Source organism: Pseudomonas sp. GL-B-19 (assembly GCF_019956415.1).
GTDB lineage: Bacteria > Pseudomonadota > Gammaproteobacteria > Pseudomonadales > Pseudomonadaceae > Aquipseudomonas.
In genome coordinates this window covers 32,444-50,715 of sequence record NZ_JAHBDK010000028.1, presented here as the reverse complement: position 1 = coordinate 50,715, position 18,272 = coordinate 32,444, and the positions used below count along the sequence as shown (strand labels likewise).

Here is an 18,272-nt window from a genome sequence, read left to right as displayed (position 1 = left end):
CCATGGCTTTCGAAGCAATGTTTCAGCCGATCCAGATCGGCAAACTGACCATCCGTAACCGCGTGCTCAGCACCGCGCATGCCGAGGTGTATGCCACCGATGGCGGCATGACCACCGACCGGTACGTCAAGTATTACGAAGAGAAAGCCAAGGGCGGGATCGGCTTGGCGATTTGCGGCGGTTCTTCCAGCGTGGCCATCGACAGCCCGCAAGGCTGGTGGAAGTCGGTCAACCTGGCCGACGACCGGATCATTCCGCACTTCCAGAACCTGGCCGATGCCATGCACAAGCATGGCGCCAAGATCATGATCCAGATTACCCACATGGGCCGTCGTTCCCGCTGGGACGGCGAGCACTGGCCAACCCTGCTGTCGCCGTCGGGCATCCGCGAGCCGGTGCACCGCGCGACCTGCAAAACCATCGAGCCGGAAGAAATCTGGCGGGTGATAGGCAACTACGCCAGCGCAGCAGCTCGCGCCAAGGCCGGTGGCCTGGACGGCGTCGAACTGTCGGCGGTGCACCAGCACATGATCGACCAGTTCTGGAGCCCACGGGTCAACAAACGTACCGACGAATGGGGCGGTAGCTTCGAGAACCGCATGCGTTTCGGCCTGGAAGTGATCAAGGCTGTGCGGGCGGAAGTCGGCCCCGATTTCTGCGTCGGCATCCGTCTGTGCGGTGATGAATTCCACCCGGACGGCTTGTCCCACGAGGACATGAAGCAGATCGCCAAGTATTACGACGACACCGGCATGATCGACTTCATCGGCGTGGTGGGTTCGGGTTGCGACACCCACAACACCCTGGCCAACGTGATTCCGAACATGAGTTATCCACCGGAGCCGTTTTTGCACTTGGCGGCCGGTATCAAGGAAGTGGTCAAGGCCCCGGTACTGCATGCGCAGAACATCAAGGACCCGAACCAGGCGACCCGTATTCTGGAAGGCGGCTATGTGGACATGGTCGGCATGACCCGCGCCCACATCGCCGACCCGCACCTGATCGCCAAGATCAAAATGGGCCAGGTCGACCAGATCAAACAATGCGTCGGCGCCAACTATTGCATCGACCGTCAGTATCAAGGCCTGGACGTGCTGTGCATCCAGAACGCCGCGACCTCCCGTGAGTACATGGGCGTGCCGCACATCATCGAGAAATCGACCGGTGTGAAGCGCAAGGTTGTGGTGGTCGGTGCCGGTCCTGCCGGGATGGAAGCGGCGCGTGTGTCGGCCGAACGTGGCCACGACGTGACCCTGTTCGAGAAGAAAGAATTCATCGGCGGCCAGATCACGACGGCCTCGAAAGCCCCGCAACGGGACCAGATTGCCGGTATCACCCGTTGGTTCCAGCTGGAACTGGCGCGTTTGAAAGTCGACCTGCGCCTGGGCGTGGCGGCCGATGCAGCGACTATTCTCGATCTGCGTCCGGATGTGGTGGTGCTCGCCGTTGGCGGTCATCCGTTCCTGGAGCAGAACGAACACTGGGGCGCGGCTGAAGGCCTGGTAGTCAGCAGCTGGGACATCCTCGACGGCAAGGTTGCGCCGGGCAAGAACGTGCTGGTCTACGACACCATTTGCGAGTTCACCGGGATGTCGACCGCCGACTTCCTCGCCGACAAAGGCAGCCAGGTCGAGATCGTCACTGACGACATCAAGCCGGGCGTGGCGATTGGCGGCACGTCGTTCCCGACGTACTACCGCAGCATGTACCCGAAAGAAGTGATCATGACCGGGGACATGATGCTGGAGAAGGTCTACCGCGAAGGCGACAAGCTGGTGGCGGTGCTGGAAAACGAATACACCGGCGCCAAAGAGGAGCGGGTGGTGGACCAGGTCGTCGTCGAAAACGGCGTGCGTCCGGACGAAGAAATCTACTACGCCCTGAAGGAAGGCTCGCGCAACAAAGGCCAGATGGACATCGAAGCCCTGTTCGCGATCAAGCCGCAACCTTCACTGAGCCAGGCGGGCGACGGCTACTTGCTGTTCCGCATCGGCGACTGCGTGGCGCAGCGCAACACCCACGCGGCGATCTATGACGCCCTGCGGTTGTGCAAGGATTTCTAAGAGCTTGTGGATAACCTGTAGGAGCAAGGCTTGCCCGCGATAGCGTTGGAACTTCCGATGCATCTTTGGCGGTAGAAATACCGCCATCGCGAGCAAGCTCTGCTCCTACAGGGATTCGGGCAAGGCATCCAGGTAGTTTGGCCTGCAAGACCCTGCGGTCTTTGGGAGCTCCACCATGTTGAACACCCTTCTTCCAATCCTGTTGTTCGCTGCCCTGGGCCTTGCTGTCCTCGGCGCATTGCGGCGGGTGGCTATGTGGCGCCGGGGCCGGGCTTCGAAAGTCGACCTGATCGGCGGCCTGTTCGCCATGCCCAAGCGCTACATGGTCGATTTGCACCATGTCGTCGCGCGGGACAAATATATCGCCAACACCCACGTCGCCACGGCCGGTGGTGCGGTGGCGTCCATCGTGCTGGCGATTCTGGTTCACGGTTTCGGCCTGCATAACCGCATCCTTGGTTATGCATTGCTGTTGATGACGGCAGTGATGTTCGTCGGTGCGATCTTCGTCTACCTGCGTCGGCGCAACCCTCCGGCCCGTTTGTCCAAAGGCCCGTGGATGCGCCTGCCGAAAAGCCTGTTGGCGTTCTCGGCATCGTTCTTCCTGTTGACCCTGCCGGTCGCCGGCATCCTTCCGGAAAACTTCGGTGGTTGGCTGGTAGCTGCGATCCTTGGCGTCGGCGTGTTGTGGGGCGTTTCGGAACTGTTCTTCGGCATGACCTGGGGCGGGCCGATGAAGCACGCCTTCGCCGGTGCGCTGCACCTGGCCTGGCACCGTCGCGCCGAGCGTTTTAATGGCGGCCGTTCCACCGGTTTGAAGCCGCTGGACCTCAACGACCCGACCGCGCCGCTGGGCGTGGAAAAACCCAAGGATTTCACCTGGAACCAACTGCTCGGCTTCGACGCCTGTGTGCAGTGCGGTAAATGCGAAGCCGCGTGCCCGGCCTACGCCGCCGGCCAGCCGCTGAACCCGAAAAAACTGATTCAGGACATGGTGGTCGGTCTGGCTGGTGGCACCGATGCCAAGTTCGCCGGTAGCCCGTATCCAGGCAAAGCCATCGGTGAACACGCAGGCAACCCGCATCAACCGATCGTCAACGGTCTGGTGGACGCTGAAACCCTGTGGTCCTGCACCACTTGCCGCGCCTGCGTCGAGGAATGCCCGATGATGATCGAGCACGTCGACGCCATCGTCGACATGCGCCGCCATCTGACCCTGGAAAAAGGTGCCACGCCAAACAAAGGCGCCGAAGTCCTCGAAAACCTGATTGCCACCGACAACCCTGGCGGCTTTGCACCGGGCGGGCGGATGAACTGGGCGGCGGACCTGAACCTCACGCTGATGAGCGAGAAGAAATCCGTCGACGTGCTGTTCTGGGTCGGCGACGGTGCTTTCGACATGCGCAACCAGCGCACCCTGCGTGCCTTCGTCAAAGTGCTGAAAGCGGCCAAGGTCGACTTCGCGGTACTCGGTCTGGAAGAGCGCGACAGCGGTGACGTGGCCCGACGCCTGGGCGACGAAGCAACGTTCCAGCTGTTGGCCAAGCGCAATATCCAGACCCTGGCCAAGTACAGCTTCAACCGCATCGTCACCTGCGACCCGCACAGCTTCCACGTGCTGAAAAACGAGTACGGCGCCTTCGACGGCAACTACCTCGTGCAGCACCACAGCACCTACATGGCGGAAATCATCGACGCTGGCGCCCTGAACCTCGGTCAACACAAAGGCAGCAGCGTGACCTATCACGACCCGTGCTACCTCGGTCGCTACAACGGTGAATACGAGGCGCCGCGCGAAGTGCTGCGCGCCCTTGGGATTGAAGTGAAAGAGATGCAACGCTCCGGATTCCGCTCGCGCTGCTGCGGCGGTGGTGGCGGTGCGCCGATCACCGACATTCCGGGCAAGCAACGGATCCCTGACATGCGCATGGAAGACATCCGCGAAACCGGCGCCGAACTGGTGGCCGTGGGTTGTCCGCAATGCACCGCGATGCTTGAAGGCGTGGTCGAACCGCGTCCGCTGATCAAGGACATCGCCGAACTGGTCGCCGATGCATTGCTCGAAGATGCCGCACCGAGCAAACCGGCTGCACCGGCCCAACGTGAACCCGCGGAGGCCCACTGATGAGCGATATTATCCGCCGCGACCCCCGCGCCGAATGGATTGCCCGCAACCGCCTGCACCCGCTGCACGCGGCCATGCAACCGGCGCAACACAGCTGGATGGGGCCGAACGGCGTCATCCGCAAGAATCTGCATGGCATCGGTTTTATCGGCCCCAACGGCATCAAGCGCATTGACCGCAGCGGCGCTCAGCAGGGCGGGGCGACTAAACGCACTGCCGCTGTTGAAGTGCAATTGCCGCTGCATCAGGTGCCTGCACCTGCGTTTTACATCAGTGTCGTGCCGGACATGGTCGGTGGCCGTTTGAGCAGCCACGACCGCGATTTGTTGGGCCTGGCTCATCAATTGGCCGGCAAGGACGGCGCGGTATTGGCTGTGGTCTTTGGCGAGCACAAAGAGAATGCCTTTGCCACCGCAGGCGTTGACCGCTTGCTGGTATTGGAGGGCGACGAATTCAGCGGTTATGCACCGGAACAACGTGTCCAGGGTCTGCGGGCTGTGGATAACCAGTTCAGCCCGCGTCACTGGTTACTGCCGGACAGTCGCAGCGGCGGTGGTGAGCTCGGCCGGCGCTTTGCCGCCGCACTGGGTGAACGCCCGGCCACGCGGGTCTGGCAGGTCAAGGATCAGGAATGTATCGGCCGCGCTGGTGCCGGTCTGCAAGACCTCGCGCGTCCGGTTGCCCGGTTGATTCTGGCGGCTGCCGAATGCGCCGAACCAGTCAGCGAAACCCGTCACGAAGCCTTGCCAGTGGAGTTATCCACAGCCGTGGCGCGCAGTTTGTCGCGTATCGAGGACTTGGGTGCGGTGGCGGTGGATCCGGCGGCGATTCCGATGGCCGAAGCCGAGTTCATCTTCTCTGGCGGCAACGGGGTCAAGGACTGGGGACTTTTCCACAGGACCGCCGAAGCGTTGGGCGCCACCGAAGGCGCGTCCCGTGTGGCGGTGGACGATGGCTTTATGGCCCGTGACCGTCAGGTTGGCGCATCCGGCACCTGGGTGACCGCGCGGGTTTACGTGGCCGTGGGGATTTCCGGGGCGATCCAGCACCTGCAAGGCATCGGTGCCTGCGACAAGGTGGTGGCAATCAACCTCGATCCTGGCTGCGACATGATCAAACGGGCCGACCTGTCGGTGATCGGCGAGAGCGCCGAGATTCTTCAAGCCTTGATCGACGCGGTAGAGGCTTACCGCAACGACGCCAAGCGCGATGCGGCTTAAGGGAAGGAAAGGGTTATGAGCACGAAAATCATCAGCCTGGTGTCCATCGGCGCCCATCCGACCTCCGGCCGGCCACGTCGCGCGGAGCAGGATGCGCGGGCGGTGGAGCTGGGCTTGCAACTGGCTGGGGATAACCTGCAAGTGCTGCATGCCGGCGATGTCGCTGAACCTGCACTGCGCGCCTACCTGGGCATGGGGCTGGAACAATTGCATGTGCTTGAGCAGCCTTCAGGTGCCGATGCACTGCCAGCGTTGACCGCCTATTTGCGCGATGCGGGGGCACAAGTCGTGCTGACCGGCAGTCAGGCCGAAACCGGTGAAGGCTCGGGCATGTTGCCGTTTTTGTTGGCGGAAAGCCTCGGCTGGCCATTGGTGGTCGGTTTGGCTCAAGTGGAGTCCATCGATGGCAGTTCTGCGTTGGTGCTTCAGGCTTTGCCCCGTGGCCAGCGCCGTCGATTGAAAGTGCGCCTGCCGTTTCTCGCCACTGTGGATAACGCTGCGCCGAAGCCTCGGCAGAGCGCCTACGGTCCGGCTCGACGTGGCGTGCTGCAAGCCGATGAAGTCGAAGTGATCGACGATGAACTGCTGGCGGTCGCCACGTTGCAACCGGCCAAACCCCGGCCAAAACGCCTCAAGGTGATCAAGGCCAAGAGCGGCGCGGACCGGATGAAAGCAGCCACGGCCAAGGCCAGTGGCGGCGGCGGGCAGGTGCTTAAAGGCGTGACGGCGCAAGCGGGGGCTGAAGCCATTCTCAAATTGCTGATTGAAGAAGGTGTGGTCCGCTAGCGGTCCGTTGGGGGGAAGTAAATGGCTGTTGAGTTTCGTTCGGCCCGGCGCTGCGATGCGCGGGAGATTGCGCGGTTGTTCCAGATTTCTTCAGAGGGCGCTTCGGATTATATCTGGAGCCAGATAGCAGAGCCCGGCCAGGATCTGCTGGACGTCGGCGCCACCCGCTATGCCCGCGACGATGTGGACTTTTCCTATCAAAATTGCCTGATCGCCGAGGCAAACGGGGAAGTCGTCGGCATGATGCACAGCTATGTTATGCGCCACGATCCGCTGGCGGCTCCGGTGACTGATCCTGTGTTGGCGCCCTATGCCACGATGGAAATCCCCGACACCCTGTATATCTCCAGCCTCGCGCTACATGAGGGCTGGCGGAACCAGGGCCTGGGCAAGCAATTCCTCGCATTCGCCTACGACCGGGCAAACCAGTTGGGGCTCAATGGCCTGAGCCTGATCGACTATGCCGCCAACACCGGCGCCCGGCGGTTTTACGAGCGACATGGCTTTCGTATCGTCGACACCTGCCAGATCACGCCCCACCCGATGATTCGGGTCACGGGGGAAGCCTATCTGATGTACCGGCCTTAAGGGCTGCCACTCGCCGCCGCTCGGTGAGCTACAGTTTTGCTGTGCGCTGGTTAAGGGTGCAGCACGGTTCACGGAGCTTTCAAACGTTCAGCGCTGAGTCATAAAACCCGTTTTTATGCGTGGGTTGAACATGAAGGCGTTGCGTAAGCGTGCTACCTGGTTGCTCTGTGCGGTGATGTGCGTGCCTGCGGGGTTGATGGCGGCTGCCAACACTGAGTCCAATCAGGACTTTTACACGTGGCTAGAGTCGGAGCCAGGGCAAACAGCGTCCTTGGCCCAACTGCGCAAGCAATGCGACAAGGTCGTGGACGCCGCAAATCACCTCGATTGCTCAGTGACCGTTTTCGCCCGCATGTTTGAAGCCAAAGCCGCCAACCAGCTGCCTGATTACTACCTGACGATCAAGCGCCGCCATGCTCAGGCCATCGCAAGTGACCCCGAGCTCAACGTCTTGTTTTCCATGTTCGGCCGCTTGTCGATCGCCACCCTGCGCGCGGTCGGCGATTTTTCGGTGACCAGCTCCCGGCGACAAGAGGTGCTGACGATTTATCCACATCCCAGTGAGGGTTACGTCACGGACGAAGTGCTGCCCTACATCGACGTCAAAGCGGCCAATGGTGTCTCGACACGCTTTATCGTGGATACCGGCGCCCCGCAAACCCGGGTCAACGACGAAACCGCGAAGCGGATGGGCATCACGTTATTAACCGACTCCCATTACGGCTACAGCACCTTTTATGGGGAACATGGTCTGCCTGCAAAACTCGGGATCTTCGAGTCTTTGAAGATCGGCGGGAGCGAGTTCAGGAATGTCCTGGTGTTTGTCAGTGACCGGGATAACTTGTTGGGGCTTGATCTGATCGGAAAGCTGGGACGTTTGAAGCTCACGAAAAAGACCCTCGAACTCAACGCGAAACCTCCCAAGCGGTGCGATTCGCCCATTACCTATTCGCGTGCGGACATCAATCAAAGACTGACCATTTCCGCACGGCTGGATCGTCGGGCGACGCTGGCGATTCTTGATACCGGGAATGTGGATTACCTGACATCGGCCTCGCCTGGTGACTCGCCCATTCACGTCGCCGAACACTCGCATCACCAGACCTTCAAGGGCGAGTTGGATTTGTCCGGGAACATCAGGGTAGTGACCTACAAATACTACCCGGGCTTCACCATCCCGCCGTCGTTGTTGGACGGGCAGTACGTGCCTTCGATTCTGCTTGGGTGGCGGGCATTCAATGACTATGAATTGAACCTGGACACTGAATCGGGTCGCTTATGCCTGAATAAAATCTGATTTACCCACAAACCCTGTGAGCGCTTCTGTGGATAACGTGTTTGTCCCTCGCTACACCCCATACAAATCAAGCCATGCAAGTCTTCGTACAAAAAGTAACCAGCCTAACTGGCGGTTTTTACAGGCTTTTTGCGGTGGATAAGGTTTCCCGTGCTCCAATACTTGCCCCCAATCTCTGTTGGCGCTTCTGTGGATAAGATGTTCGCTAACCGCTACAGGCCATATAAACCGGCACTTCAGGTGATTGATCGAAAAACGATCAAATCGTCGATCTGGACCGGTAAACGTCGCGCAACCCCCCGATTTATCGCGGCTTTCAGCGGTTTTCCACAGAAGGACGGAAGTTGCCCCCAAAGTCTGTTGGCGCTTCTGTGGATAAGGTGTTTGCCATCCTCTGCAAGCCACGTAGAACGTGCCCTGTAAGGTTTTGGTCAAAAAACAACCAGCCGCTGTTCAAAACCCTGCTTCTGGATAAGTCACGGATTTTCTTCGGTTTCTGTGGAGAAAGTTTTCGGTAAAGCCACACTTGTCCCCAATAGCTGTGGGTGGAGGTGTGGATAACTTGTTTGTGGAAGGCTGAGAGGTGCGGGCGGTATAGCGCTGAACGGAATAGGTCATATTTCGTACAGTTCTAAGATTGCGGTGAGTCAGAAGGGGGTGCGTGACGCGGATGGCGCTATCGCGAGCAAGCTTGCTCCTACAAAGGATCTGAGGTGTATACACATTCTGTGAACGACCCAGACCTGTAGGAGCAAGCTTGCTCGCGAAGCTTTTGCTCTTAACCTTGTACAGGAACCCCTTTGAGGTACGGCGCCGGCTCGGCCCCGAGGTTGTTCAGCAAACGCTCGCTGTACCAGTCCACAAAGTTCACTACGCCAAACTCATAGGTCTTGGAGTAAGGCCCTGGCTGGTACGCGGTGGAGTTGATGCCGCGCTGGTTCTCTTCGGCCAGGCGACGGTCCTGGTCGTTGGTGGCGTCCCAGACCTTGCGCATGTGTTCAACGTCGTAGTCCACACCTTCGACCGCGTCTTTATGGACGATCCACTTGGTGGTGACCATGGTTTCCTGAGCACTGATCGGCCACACGGTGAAGACGATGATGTGATCGCCCATGCAGTGGTTCCACGAGTGCGGCAGGTGCAGGATGCGCATCGAGCCCAGGTCCGGGTTTTTGATGCGGCCCATGAGTTTGGCGCAGCCCTGTTTGCCGTCCATGGTCATCGACACGGTGCCTTTGAGCAGCGGCATGCGCACGATGCGGTTGCGCAGGCCGAAGCTGGCGTGGGCGTAAGGGATCTTTTCGGCTTCCCAGGCGGCGGCAGAGGCGGCGACGTGGTCCTTGAAGGCCTGGTCGGCACGCGGGTCGGTGACGTCGTCCCATTCCAGCAGGGTTTTCAGCAGTTCCGGGTGCGACGCGTTGCAGTGGTAGCACTCGCGATTGTTTTCCAGCACCAGTTTCCAGTTGGCCTTTTCCATCAAGGTGGTGGTAATCGCCACCTTGGTGTTCTCCATGTCGTACGGTTCCATGTAATGGTTCAGCGTCGACAGGAAGTCATCAATGGCCGGCGGGTTCTCCGACAGGCTGATGAAAATGTAGCCGCCAGCGGTTTTCACGTTCACCGGCTTGAGGCCGTACTGGTTCATGTCGAAGTCGGCGCCCATTTCGGTGCCGGCGAACAGCAGGCGACCGTCCAGCTCATACGTCCACTGGTGGTAGTGGCAGACCAGTTTGGCGACTTTGCCTTTTTCACTGGTGCACAGACGCGAACCACGGTGGCGGCAGACGTTGTGGAACGCATGCACCACGCCTTCAGCGCCGCGAATCACGATGATCGGGTTCTTGCCGACCTGCAGGGTCAGGTAGTTGCCCTTGGTCGGGATCTCGCAGGTCATGCCGGCGATCAACCACTCTTTCTGGAAGATTTCCTGCATGTCGATATCAAACAGCCGCTCGTCAGAGTAAAACGGCTGCGGCAGCGAGAAAGTACGCTCGCGCTCTTGCAGCATCTGCGCGGTGGCCTTGCGTGCGGGTTCCAGTGGATCGCCGAGGCTCAGGGTAGTGGTGACGTCCATCGTGTTTTTCCTCAAGGCCATCTGCGTGGCCGCGAAAGTGGCTGATCAGGTTTGCTACGCAAGGTGTAAAGGATGTGTCTTGGTATGGGGCGAGTGTGGGGCCGACGCCGGCCAGAACCTTATCCACGAGCGACATGGCCCACTCTGTTCCCGACGCGCAACCCCCGGTAGCTGCTGGCTGGTCGCGATAAGTATGTGAATGTCGCAGATAGGTAAATGGGTGGTTCGCACGTTACGCAGAATCGCCAACATAAGGCCGAGCATCGGCGGTGGAGAACAGCATGTCCAACAGCTTCCTGAATCCGGTAACGACCCAGACCTGGGCCAATGGTCGACACATCGTCCGTTGCGTCAAAGTCATCCAGGAAACCTGGGATGTGCGCACCTTCTGCTTTATGGCTGACCAGCCGATCCTGTTCTTCTTTAAACCGGGGCAGTTTGTCACCCTGGAGCTGGAAATCGAAGGGGTGCCGATCATGCGCTCCTACACCATTTCCAGCTCGCCATCGGTGCCTTACAGCTTTTCGGTGACGATCAAGCGCGTGCCGGGCGGCAAAGTCTCCAACTGGCTGCACGACACCCTGCACGAAGGCCAGGAGCTGGCGGTGCACGGGCCGGTCGGGCTGTTCAACGCCATGGACTTCACCGCACCGAAAGTGCTCTACCTCAGCGGCGGTGTCGGCATCACCCCGGTGATGTCCATGGCGCGCTGGTTCTACGACACCAACGGCAATGTCGACATGGTGTTTATCCACAGCGCACGTTCGCCTAAAGACATCATTTACCACCGCGAGCTGGAGCACATGGCATCGCGGATCGAGAACTTCAGCCTGCACCTGATTTGCGAGAAGCATGGCATGGGTGAGCCCTGGGCTGGTTATCGCGGTTACCTGAACCACAGAATGCTTGAATTGATGGCGCCGGACTTCCTTGAGCGCGAAGTGTTCTGCTGCGGCCCGACGCCGTATATGAGCGCGGTCAAGCGCTTGCTGGAAGCCGCTGGCTTCGACATGTCGCGTTACCACGAAGAATCCTTCGGCGCGACCCCGCCAGAGGCGCGCGCCGATGCCGTGGAACACGCTGAACAAGCGGCCGACGCCCCGGAAATCGATGCGGCGGATCTGCATCAGGTGGAGTTCACGGCGTCTGGCAAGAGTATTCGTGTGGCACCGGGGGAAACCGTTCACGCTGCGGCGGCCAAGTTGGGCCTGTTGATTCCGAAGGCGTGCGGGATGGGGATTTGCGGGACATGCAAGGTGATGAAGCTCGGTGGTGAAGTCGACATGGAACACAACGGCGGGATCACCGAGGAAGACGAGGCGGAAGGGTTTATTTTGTCTTGCTGCAGTGTGCCGAAGGGGGATGTGCGGATTGAGTTTTGAGAGACATGTGAAATAGCCGATCTGCCGTGTGGGAGGTCGGTTGTTAATCATCGTGATGTATGGTTATTTCAGGCTAACGCCGAAAAAAAGAGATACCTGATGCAGGAAAACTCCTGTGATAAAACTGTAAAAGCAGATCTTTCTATATAGGGATGAATCGTATTTGATGTTGTACCTTGCGGTGAGCACCGCGAGTGATATCAGGCATGCCGCGAATAAAAGAAGAATAGATACCGGGAAAAACAAACTTAGCCCTGTAAATTCGTGCCAAGGTACGTGTCGGCCCAGGTAAGGGATGGCGATTTTTTGATTATGAATAGCTCGTATCGCAATCCCGATAAAGATTATTGCGATTGTGTTAAATATCAACACAAATCTAATTTGTGCTTTTGGTGTCATTTTGTCTTTAGATGCGTAATTTTTATTTATGTATTCTTTGTTCTTGTGGGGCTTTTTTACTGGCATGTCAGAATTGTTTTTATTCATATGATGTTGTCTGCTGTAAGTTTAAATAATTTTAGACGAGGCCAAGTTCAGCGATCAGCCATAAGCACACCATTGCCGCTCCAAAATAAATCATGAGTTTACGTGTCAGCAGCAACTGGCGTTTAAGTTTTGGCGGGAAGTTTTCAATGTCCTGTGGGTCTAGCAAGCCGCTTTGAATGTGGTATTTGGGCCTCCACAGAATGCCGCAAACTTCCCCAACCATACGTATTCGCCCCCCCGGGCCTCCGTGCCATAGTGTTATAAGGGTTATGGAGAAAGGGCTGTTCTGAAGGCTGCTCAAGATGATATCTATTTTGGTTTTTGCTATGTAGAGCATGAAGCCGAGAAGGGTGAAAATTCCGACGACAACTATAATGCCCGCAACCATGAAAATATTTTCTGCAACACTAAGGCTCATTTTGTGTTCTCGTAGATAGACTCGGCCACGTATTCAGTCAATTTTTCGCCGGCGTATCCGCCAGCGAAGGAGCCAGCTCCCGCGACAAAAATTCCGCATAGAAGAATTCCGACGCCAGCTGTTGAGACACCAACGCCAACGCAAATTGCCGTAGTTGCGGTCGAAGTCAAAATACCGCTGGCAAGGGCACCGCCACCCACCCCGCCAATGAAGCTTCCAGCCTCCGTGAACTTCACTTTTTGACACGCCTCGGTACTTCCATTTCTGCAAACATCCTGAACCTTCATGGCTGATGCGCTACCTCCCACAGCTGTGCCAATCCAACCGCCATATTTGATGTATTGCGATGCTTTGGTGACGGCCTGAATATGAGTGGCATAGCCGGGAGCCTGGCCGATGCCGCCGGCTTTTCTCCAGCGGTGCACCAGGTGTGGGTTGTCGATGCCAAGTGCGGTTTTGAGATTTGGATAATCAGGGAGGCCGATGGTTTTCTTCGTCAACTTGGTGAGTTGGCCGTCCAGATTTTTGAGCAGGCGGGCACGCTGTTTTTTGAATTTCTTTGAATTCAGGCTGCCATTTGCCTCGAGCGTATTGGTATGTAGGTTCTCAATGTCTTTCAGAATGGTTTTTATGCCATCCAGATGATTGGACGCCATGGCTGTGGTGACGCCAATCACTTTCGATTCATCCGAGAGCGCGGTCTGAATAACGCCATAGTGCTGCGCCATAAAATCCGCCTCCTCCACCGTCAACGGCTCCAGCGCAGTGCTGACGATTTGAGCGGTTTGCATCAGCAGAGATTCTTCATACGTACATTGCTGATGGTCCGGGTCGCTCAGGACAATCATCGATCCGGCTTTCACCAGATCCAGGTTCGGATTCAAAGTTCTGAATTTAGCGATGACGCTCGGGTTGGGAGACGGGAACAGTTGGGTCTCAAGTTTCTCGGCTGAAATGCTTTTGGGCACGATGTAAAACCCCGGCTCCTCTGGTGCTGGAACCTCCGCCGGCCAGCGTTCCTGAGGGAAAAAACCGGGAACGCGGGACGCTGGACGAGGGGCGTGAGTGGTGTTTTTGGCTCTCGTGTTTAGAGCTTTGAGATTCTGTGCATGCACCGCCCGTAACAGGCGCTCCGGGTCGGGTTGCGGCGCCGTTAGCGTGAGCATCGACAGCGGCGTCTGCTTGACCGCTTCGGGGATCGCACCGTGTTTCTTCAACATCAAGAGTCGGGACTGCTTCAAGAGGTTGTGCTGTTCCTGAACCAGCGCCCGTATCCCTTGTTCCGGGCTCTTCCGACCTGAGGTGACTTCATCGGCGATGCGCTTGGCGTAATCGGCGACCTGCTGGTTGAAACGCACGCGGGCCGTGCCGAAAGCCAGGTGACGGGCGCTGATCGAGTGGGCATGCCCGATCAGCTTGGCGGCGGCGCTTTGGACGTCCCAGAGGTCGTGGCGCTCGAGCGTCACCCCTCTTCGCCCCACGAGGCGTACCCGGTGGTGCCGGCCGTGTGGTGAACCCAGCTGATGCCCCGATATCGCAACGCCAGCAACTCCTGAGGCTCCGCGTCGTTTTGCAGAATCACATGGGGTACATCCTGCGTCAGATTGGCGACAACGGCCCCGTCGAGGGAGACGGTGAAATACTTTTCCTGCTGCCCCATGGCGGATGTGCGATAGAAACTGATCGTGCAGTCGAGCTCTTCTCTGTTTGCGAGTGCCTGGGTCAGCAGCGGCGAGGATTTGTCGACATTTTTGGTGACGATGACCGGAAAGTGGGTGGGCTTGCCGAGGTTGCCATCGTTGGTCAGGTTGTGGCTGTAGGCTAGCACCATGATTTCATCGGTGTGCGCCGCCTGATACTTGTTGCCAACCGACTCCGGAGTCGAGCAACCCGCTGAAATCAGGCCTTGAGCTTTGCCTGTGATCGTCATGTAGCCGGGATTCGCCATCGCTGCCATTCCTTGTTTGAAATAGGATTCGGCAGTCTAGGACGAGGACTTCCCGGGTTTATGTAGTCTCTGGAGTAGTCCGTTTCTGAAAAGCAGCGATTGAAACAATTTGAGAACATCTGCGCCGACCCCGTCCGTAGGACAGGATCGACGTCTTCGCGGGGACAGCGTCAGTCGATAAACAGATCCGGCATCAGCGTCTCGGTTGAATCAGGCGCGAACCGATAGTGCTCAAATTCCGTTACCCCGTGTTCTCTCAAGATTTCCTCATCAATCAGCAATCGCCCGGTGATGCTGCGCCCGCTGCTGTCCAGAATGACGTGGGCGGCATCCGCCATGATCACCGGCGTGCGCGCATGCTTGAAGGATTCCCGCGAGCCGAGTTGAAACTCAATGGCGGCGGTGGCGATCATGGTCTGTGGCCACAGCGAATTGACGCTGATGCCGTAATTTTTGAATTCCTCGCTCATGCCCAGCGTCAGCATGCTCATGCCGTATTTGGTCACGGTGTAGGGGCTGTATTGCGCGAACCACTTGGTCGCCAGATTCAACGGCGGCGACAGGTTGAGAATGTGCCCGCCGGTTTTTTTCAGATAGGGCAGGGCGGCCTGGCTGCACAGCAATACGGCGCGGGTATTGATCTGGTGCATCAGGTCGAAACGCTTGAGCTCGATGTGTTGAACCCCGGTCAACTTGATGGCGCCGGCATTGTTGATCAGCGCATCGATGCCGCCGAAATGTTCGTTGGCCTGGGCCAGCGCTTTTCGCACCGCGTCTTCGTCACGCACATCCACTTGCAAGGCCAACGCCTGGCCACCCGCCGCTTCGACTTCCTGCGCCACACTGAAAATCGTGCCCGGCAACTTGGGGTGTGGCTCGGCGCTTTTGGCCGCAATCACAATGTTGGCCCCGTCACGCGCCGCGCGCAGCGCGATCTCACGGCCAATCCCGCGACTGGCGCCGGTGATGAACAGGGTTTTGCCTTTCAATGACATGCGTGCGCTCCTGATTATTGTTATGAGAGCGGATCAAAACCGCTCGCAGACAATGTAGACCAGGTCAGCAGGGCGCAGCTATTGATCGTTCCCACGCGGAGCGTGGGAACGATCACCGCGATCGCCGTCTCAGTACCACCGTTTAATTGCTATCAGGCCCTCTTTCCCTGCGTAGTCTCGGGCGCTTGAATATCGCCAGTGTTCTGGCAAATCTACATACCCACGCTTCACCGGGTTGTAGTGGATGTAATCCAGCTTCTGGCGCATCACCGTTTCGCTGTACACCATTTCTGCGTGTGAGCCTTCCTGCCACAGTTGGTAAACCCGGTCTTGCTTGTGCGCGCGTTTACTAAAGCGCAGGCGCTGCAATGCGCGCTCGGCACCTTTGTTCTGCAGGTCATCGATGATTTGCCGGGCGGTGAATGATTTGAACTGGCTGAGGCATTTGTTGAGGTCTGGAGCCTCTGCGACAAAGTGCAGATGGTTCTCCAGAATGACATAGCCATACAGCTTCAGATCTTTATGGGACTGCTGATAACGCCAGCAATTGAGTAGGTGGTCGACGATGTACGGACGGATGAACAGCGGCAACCATTCCATGATCGTGCAGGTCAGGAAATGTGGTTTGTCGGGTTCAGTGATGGTGTAGCGGCTTCGGCCCATGGGTGCATTCCTTTGCGAGGGAATGGCTAGGGTGAGCGTGGTTGTGTGGCTGTGCTAGAGGAGGATGCTGTGCAACCAGTGGGAAATTACGACGCGCTACCAGTGATCGTTCCCACGCTCCGCGTGGGAATGCAGCCCTTGACGCTCCGCGTCGCAACGATGTCCGACTTTGCACCGGTCGTGATACAGGAACGCGGAGCGTCCCGAGAGGCATTCCCACGCGGAGCGTGGGAACGATCATGCGTAACGTCAGCGGGACATGACTTCGCGAATGTCTGCGGCCAACTCCCGTACGCGCTCTTCTTCGGTGTCCCACGAGCACATGAAGCGTGCGCCGCCGTTGCCGATGAAGGTGTAGAAGCGCCAGCCCTTGGCGGTCAGTGCGGCGATGGCCGGTTCCGAGAGTTGCAGGAATACGCCGTTGGCCTGCACCGGGAACATCAATTCCACGCCGGGAATGTCGCTGACCAGTTCGGCCAGCAACTGCGCGCAGTGGTTGGCGTGGTGGGCGTATTTGAGCCAGGCGTCGTTTTCCAGAATCCCGACCCACGGCGCCGAGAGGAAGCGCATCTTGGATGCCAGCTGCCCGGCCTGCTTGCAGCGATAGTCGAAGTCTTCAGCCAGTTTTTGGTTGAAGAACAAAATTGCCTCACCGACTGCCATGCCGTTTTTGGTACCACCGAAGCACAGCACGTCAACACCGGCCTTCCAGGTCAGGTCTGCCGGGGAGCAACCGAGGAACGCGCACGCATTGGAGAACCGCGCGCCGTCCATGTGCAGGTTCAGGCCCAGCTCTTTGCAGGTGGCGCTGATGGCGCGGATTTCTTCCGGGGTGTAGACGCTGCCGACTTCGGTCGCCTGGGTCAGGGTCACGACGCGCGGTTTCGGGTAGTGGATGTCCTGGCGCTTGAGGGCGACTTCGCGGATCGATTCCGGGGTCAGCTTGCCGTTTTCAGTGCGGGCGATCAGCAGTTTGGAGCCGTTCGAGAAGAATTCCGGTGCGCCGCATTCGTCGGTTTCGACGTGGGCGGTTTCCGAGCAGATCACGCTGTGGTAACTCTGGCACAGCGACGACAGGGCCAACGAGTTGGCAGCGGTGCCGTTGAAGGCGAAGAACACTTCGCAGTCGGTTTCGAACAGTTTGCGGAAGTCGTCGGACGCGCGAGCGGTCCATTCGTCGTCGCCGTAAGCGCGCTGGTGGCCGTGGTTGGCCTGTTCCATCGCCGCCCAGGCTTCAGGGCAGATACCGGAATAGTTGTCGCTGGCGAATTGTTGGCTCTTATCGGTCATGGCCCTGCTTTCCGTGGTCGAGACGCTTATGGTGAAGCGACTCGTGGTCAATGATGGTGCGCACTTTACCGAAGATCATCCGGGGAGCACACGCGATGCGTCTGACAGAAAAACACAAAGACGACGGGCAATTATGCACATGACTCAACGGGATGGGGCACTGGATCTGCTCAAGTGGCTGGCGCTATTGAGCATGGTGCTCGATCACCTGCGATATGTCGGTTATTCCGTCGATCTGCTGTATGTCCCGGGACGACTGGCCTTTCCGTGGTTTTGTCTGGCAATGGCGGTGAATGTTTTCCGTGCACAGGAAGTTAAGCATCAATGGCGGTATTTGGGCTGGTTGCTGCTGTTCAGTGCTATCAGCGAGATCCCTTACAGGCTGTACATTCCTGATCCCGCCACCTTGAATGTGATGCCCACGCTGGCGCTCGGTCTGTTGGTTACGCGTGGCTGGCAACACCCGACACTGCCATCGCGACTGCTGGCGGTCGGCGCTCTGGCTCTGGCGGCGGTGTTCTCGGAACATGTGATGTTTGGTTTCTTCGGGGTGCTGTTGCCGTTGGCGATGTTGCTGGTGATCAATCGGCCCTGGTACTTCAGCCTGTTGCCGGGTGTGATCTGCTTGGCGGCCAATGAATGGCACGTGCTGTATTACGCCGCGAAGCTGGGCAACAGTGCTGCCGTTCCCGGCATCGTCGCTTGTCTGATCGCGCCATTGCTTGGAATGTTGCTATTGCGACATGCCAAAGGCGTCCACCCACCGCCAATGCGGCGTTGGGCCTATGCCCTCTATCCCGCGCATTTCCTGCTGTTGCTCGCATTACGACAGGCCATCGCATAACCCTGTAGGAGCTGGCTTGCCAGCGATTGCGGTGGGTCTGCCGATATCAATGCCGGATGTGCTGCCCCATCGCTGGCAAGCCAGCTCCTACAG

15 protein-coding genes are annotated in these 18,272 nt (G+C 58.4%); 8 read left to right on the top strand and 7 right to left on the bottom strand.

Going from position 1 to position 18,272, the window contains the following annotated elements; translation table 11 throughout:
- The first annotated feature begins 2 nt into the window (after nucleotides 1-2).
- The 6 genes from dgcA to KGB06_RS11915 all read left to right on the top strand — a co-directional run bounded on the left by dgcA (nucleotide 3) and on the right by KGB06_RS11915 (nucleotide 8,079).
- A complete protein-coding gene (gene dgcA, locus KGB06_RS11940; protein WP_046052432.1) occupies nucleotides 3-2,063 on the top strand; it encodes a dimethylglycine demethylation protein DgcA in 2,061 nt (686 codons plus the stop codon).
- 175 nt (nucleotides 2,064-2,238) lie between these two features.
- Nucleotides 2,239-4,188: a dimethylglycine demethylation protein DgcB gene (dgcB, locus tag KGB06_RS11935; RefSeq protein WP_223515833.1), complete on the top strand. Its 1,950-nt coding sequence runs from the start codon at nucleotides 2,239-2,241 to the stop codon at nucleotides 4,186-4,188.
- Nucleotides 4,188-5,408 (top strand): electron transfer flavoprotein subunit alpha/FixB family protein, encoded by a 1,221-nt coding sequence (locus tag KGB06_RS11930; RefSeq protein WP_223515830.1) that lies wholly within the window; start codon nucleotides 4,188-4,190, stop codon nucleotides 5,406-5,408. Before dgcB ends, KGB06_RS11930 begins: the two co-directional genes overlap by 1 nt.
- 15 nt (nucleotides 5,409-5,423) lie before the next feature.
- Nucleotides 5,424-6,194, top strand: a complete 771-nt coding sequence (locus tag KGB06_RS11925) for an electron transfer flavoprotein subunit beta (protein ID WP_149416464.1) — start codon at nucleotides 5,424-5,426, stop codon at nucleotides 6,192-6,194.
- 21 nt (nucleotides 6,195-6,215) lie between these two features.
- Entirely contained in the window at nucleotides 6,216-6,782 is a 567-nt protein-coding gene (locus tag KGB06_RS11920) for a GNAT family N-acetyltransferase (protein WP_223515827.1), read from the top strand.
- Nucleotides 6,783-6,912: 130 nt separating this feature from the next.
- Entirely contained in the window at nucleotides 6,913-8,079 is a 1,167-nt protein-coding gene (locus KGB06_RS11915) for a retropepsin-like aspartic protease (protein ID WP_223515824.1), read from the top strand.
- A gap of 778 nt (nucleotides 8,080-8,857) precedes the next feature.
- Here KGB06_RS11915 and gbcA read toward each other — a convergent pair.
- Nucleotides 8,858-10,153: a glycine-betaine demethylase subunit GbcA gene (gbcA, locus tag KGB06_RS11910; protein ID WP_223515821.1), complete on the bottom strand. Its 1,296-nt coding sequence runs from the start codon at nucleotides 10,151-10,153 to the stop codon at nucleotides 8,858-8,860.
- A 281-nt stretch (nucleotides 10,154-10,434) separates the two neighbouring features.
- On the opposite strand from gbcA, the gene gbcB reads away from it, so the two are divergent.
- Nucleotides 10,435-11,535, top strand: a complete 1,101-nt coding sequence (gene gbcB, locus KGB06_RS11905; protein ID WP_223515818.1) for a glycine-betaine demethylase subunit GbcB — start codon at nucleotides 10,435-10,437, stop codon at nucleotides 11,533-11,535.
- A gap of 517 nt (nucleotides 11,536-12,052) precedes the next feature.
- Here gbcB and KGB06_RS11900 read toward each other — a convergent pair.
- From KGB06_RS11900 to KGB06_RS11875, 6 genes are all read right to left on the bottom strand, one after another.
- The gene (locus tag KGB06_RS11900; protein WP_223515801.1) at nucleotides 12,053-12,439 is read right to left on the bottom strand and encodes a hypothetical protein; all 387 of its coding nucleotides are present in this window, start codon (nucleotides 12,437-12,439) and stop codon (nucleotides 12,053-12,055) included.
- The gene (locus tag KGB06_RS11895; RefSeq protein WP_223515798.1) at nucleotides 12,436-13,905 is read right to left on the bottom strand and encodes a hypothetical protein; all 1,470 of its coding nucleotides are present in this window, start codon (nucleotides 13,903-13,905) and stop codon (nucleotides 12,436-12,438) included. Before KGB06_RS11895 ends, KGB06_RS11900 begins: the two co-directional genes overlap by 4 nt.
- A complete protein-coding gene (locus KGB06_RS11890) occupies nucleotides 13,902-14,387 on the bottom strand; it encodes an Hcp family type VI secretion system effector (protein ID WP_223515795.1) in 486 nt (161 codons plus the stop codon). The genes KGB06_RS11895 and KGB06_RS11890 overlap by 4 nt, the downstream gene beginning before the upstream one ends.
- A gap of 170 nt (nucleotides 14,388-14,557) precedes the next feature.
- A complete protein-coding gene (locus KGB06_RS11885) occupies nucleotides 14,558-15,382 on the bottom strand; it encodes an SDR family oxidoreductase (protein ID WP_223515792.1) in 825 nt (274 codons plus the stop codon).
- 129 nt (nucleotides 15,383-15,511) lie between these two features.
- Nucleotides 15,512-16,045 (bottom strand): REP-associated tyrosine transposase, encoded by a 534-nt coding sequence (locus KGB06_RS11880; RefSeq protein WP_223515788.1) that lies wholly within the window; start codon nucleotides 16,043-16,045, stop codon nucleotides 15,512-15,514.
- Between the two features lie 249 nt (nucleotides 16,046-16,294).
- Entirely contained in the window at nucleotides 16,295-17,335 is a 1,041-nt protein-coding gene (locus KGB06_RS11875) for a low specificity L-threonine aldolase (protein WP_223515786.1), read from the bottom strand.
- A gap of 133 nt (nucleotides 17,336-17,468) precedes the next feature.
- Here KGB06_RS11875 and KGB06_RS11870 point away from each other — a divergent pair, with 133 nt between their 5' ends.
- Entirely contained in the window at nucleotides 17,469-18,179 is a 711-nt protein-coding gene (locus KGB06_RS11870; protein ID WP_223515784.1) for a TraX family protein, read from the top strand.
- Nucleotides 18,180-18,272 lie beyond the last annotated feature (93 nt).